Genomic DNA, 2,738 nt, shown 5'->3' with positions numbered 1-2,738 from the left:
GCGGTTTGCGTATCGGTATTCCGGTTACCGAATATGACCGTGTGAACTTCGGTTTGGCCGCAGAGCGTCTGACCGTGAACACCTACAAAGGCGCGCCTAAACGCTATGCCGACTTTATCAACCAATACGGTAAAGGCGACGGCAGCGGCGTAGGTAGCTTCAAAGGCTGGTTGTACAAAGGTACCATCGGCTGGGGCCGCAACAAAACCGACAATGCCTTGTGGCCGACCCGCGGTTACCTGACCGGCGTAAACGGCGAAATCGCTTTGCCGGGCAGCGACCTGCAATACTACACCCTGACCCACAACCAAACTTGGTTCTTCCCGTTGAGCAAAGATTTCACGCTGATGCTGGGTGGCGAAGTCGGTTATGGCAACGGCTACGGCAAAACCAAAACCATGCCGTTCTTTGAAAACTTCTACGGCGGCGGCTTAGGCTCTGTCCGCGGCTTTGAAAGCGGTACGCTGGGCCCGAAAGTTTATGACGAATACGGCGAGAAAATCAGCTACGGCGGTAACAAAAAAGCCAACGTTTCCGCAGAGTTGCTCTTCCCAATGCCGGGCATTAAAGACTCGCGTACCGTCCGTCTGAGCCTGTTTGCCGATGCGGGCAGCGTGTGGGACGGCAAAACCTACAACGACGGCAGCAGCAGCAATTCCAATGGCGTGTCCCAAAACGTGTACGGCGTAGGCACAACGCACAAATCGACATTCAAAAACGAATTGCGTTACTCTGCCGGTGCTGCCGTGACCTGGCTCTCTCCGCTGGGTCCGATGAAGTTCAGTTATGCTTACCCGATTAAGAAAAAAGAAGGCGACGAAATCCAACGCTTCCAATTCCAACTCGGTACGACATTCTGATGATGTTTAGGCCGTCTGAAACCCGGTTTGTCCGTTTCAGACGGCTTCATGGCAGATTGGCGGTAAGCTTATTGCAAACCGCCCGTTTGTTTTCAAGCAAGGATTTTTATCATGAGTAAAATAGCCGACACCCTCCGTGTCCTCGCCGTAGCCCTGCCGGGTTTCGTGCTGTTGCCGCAAGCGGCGGCGGATGGCGTGCAGAAAATCGGTTTTATCAATACCGAGCGCGTTTATCAGGAATCCAAGCAGGCACAAAACATTCAGATGACTTTGGAAAAAGAGTTCAAAAGCCGTCAAACCGCCTTGCAAAAGCTGCAGCAGGAAGGCGAGGCTTTGGAGCGAAAACTGAGCGGCGACAAGCTCAGCGACAGCCAAAGGGAAGCGGAAACCCAAAAATGGCGCAATCTGGTACAGAAATTCCGCAAGCAGCAGGCTGAGTTGGCTGAAGACTACAACCTACGCCGCAATGAAGAATTCGCCGCGCTCCAGCAAAATGCCAACCGCGTCATCGTCGATTTGGCCAAGCGCGAAGGTTACGATTTCATCTTGCAGGACGTGATTTACGTCAACGGCCGCTATGACATTACCGACAGCGTTATCAAAGCCCTAAATGCTCACTGACCCTGCTCGGCAGCGAATATAACCATACAGACAAACCTAAGGCCGTCTGAAACCCAAACCGGCATCTTTCAGACGGCCTGACATCTTGACGGCAGATTATCATGACTTCACAAGCATACACCCTGTCCCAAATCGTTTCCCAGCTCGGTGGCGAATGGAAAGGCAAAGACATCGCCATTACCGCCGTCCGTCCGTTGGATCAGGCGCTGGCGGAACACATCAGCTTTTTGGCCAATCCGAAATACAAAGCCGAAGTACACGACAGCCAGGCAGGCGCAGTGATTGTGTCGCCGAAAGCCGCGGACGAATTTGCAGGCCGCAACCTGATTGTGGCTGCCGACCCTTATCTTTATTTTGCCAAAGTGGCACGATTGTTCTCGCCGATTGTCAAAGCACAGGGCGGCGTACATCCGACCGCCGTTGTCGAGGCAAGCGCCAAAGTGCCGGCAAGCTGCGAAATCGGCGCGAATGCCTATATCGGCGCGAATGCCGTATTGGGCGAAGGCTGCCGTATTTTGGCCAATGCTGTTGTCCAACACGATTGCATGTTGGGTGATGAAGTCGTGTTGCATCCCAACTCCGTCATCTATTACGGCTGCACTTTGGGCAACCGTGTCGAAATCCACAGCAGCGCCGTCATCGGTGCGGACGGTTTTGGCTTGGCCTTTGCCGGCGATTCATGGTTTAAAATTCCGCAAACCGGCGCAGTCACGCTGGGCGATGATGTGGAAATCGGTTCGAACACCAATATCGACCGTGGCGCAATGAGCGACACGACCGTCGGCAACGGCACCAAAATCGACAACCAAGTCCAAATCGGCCACAACTGCAAAATCGGTTCGCACACCGTTATCGCCGCCAAAACCGGTATTTCCGGCAGCGTTACCATCGGCAATTATTGTATTATCGGCGGCGGCGTCGGCACGGTCGGACACATCGAAATTGCCGATAAAACCACCATCGGCGGCGGTACATCCGTCACCCACAGTATTACCGAAAGCGGCCAGCATCTGGCCGGTATTTTCCCGATGTCGGGCTACAAAGACTGGGCGCGCAATGCCGTTTATATCCACCGTTTGAGCGAAATGAACAAACGCCTCAAAACGCTGGAAAAACAGCTTGCCGACAGCGACGAAGCCTAAAGGCGGCGCAAACAGTCCGCGCCCCGCATCCGAATACGTTTAAACCCAATACAAACAAGGAAAGACGAACATCATGGACGTACAACTCCCGATCGAAGCCAAAGACATTCAAAAA

Annotated in this window: 3 protein-coding genes; all 3 read left to right on the top strand. The window is 53.5% G+C overall.

The annotated features are described in order from the left end of the window. The coding region (locus ACTHUT_RS17300) for a BamA/TamA family outer membrane protein (protein WP_440419186.1) at window positions 1-860 on the top strand (860 nt) is incomplete at its 5' end. 111 nt (window positions 861-971) lie between these two features. Beyond that, the gene (locus ACTHUT_RS17295) at window positions 972-1,481 is read left to right on the top strand and encodes an OmpH family outer membrane protein (RefSeq protein WP_039864258.1); all 510 of its coding nucleotides are present in this window, start codon (window positions 972-974) and stop codon (window positions 1,479-1,481) included. A gap of 101 nt (window positions 1,482-1,582) precedes the next feature. Next, window positions 1,583-2,623, top strand: a complete 1,041-nt coding sequence (lpxD, locus tag ACTHUT_RS17290; protein ID WP_250599394.1) for a UDP-3-O-(3-hydroxymyristoyl)glucosamine N-acyltransferase — start codon at window positions 1,583-1,585, stop codon at window positions 2,621-2,623. Window positions 2,624-2,738 lie beyond the last annotated feature (115 nt).

It is taken from the genome of Neisseria sp. P0022.S010, from assembly GCF_051956635.1.
This window is presented reverse-complemented; position numbering and strand designations above follow the sequence as displayed.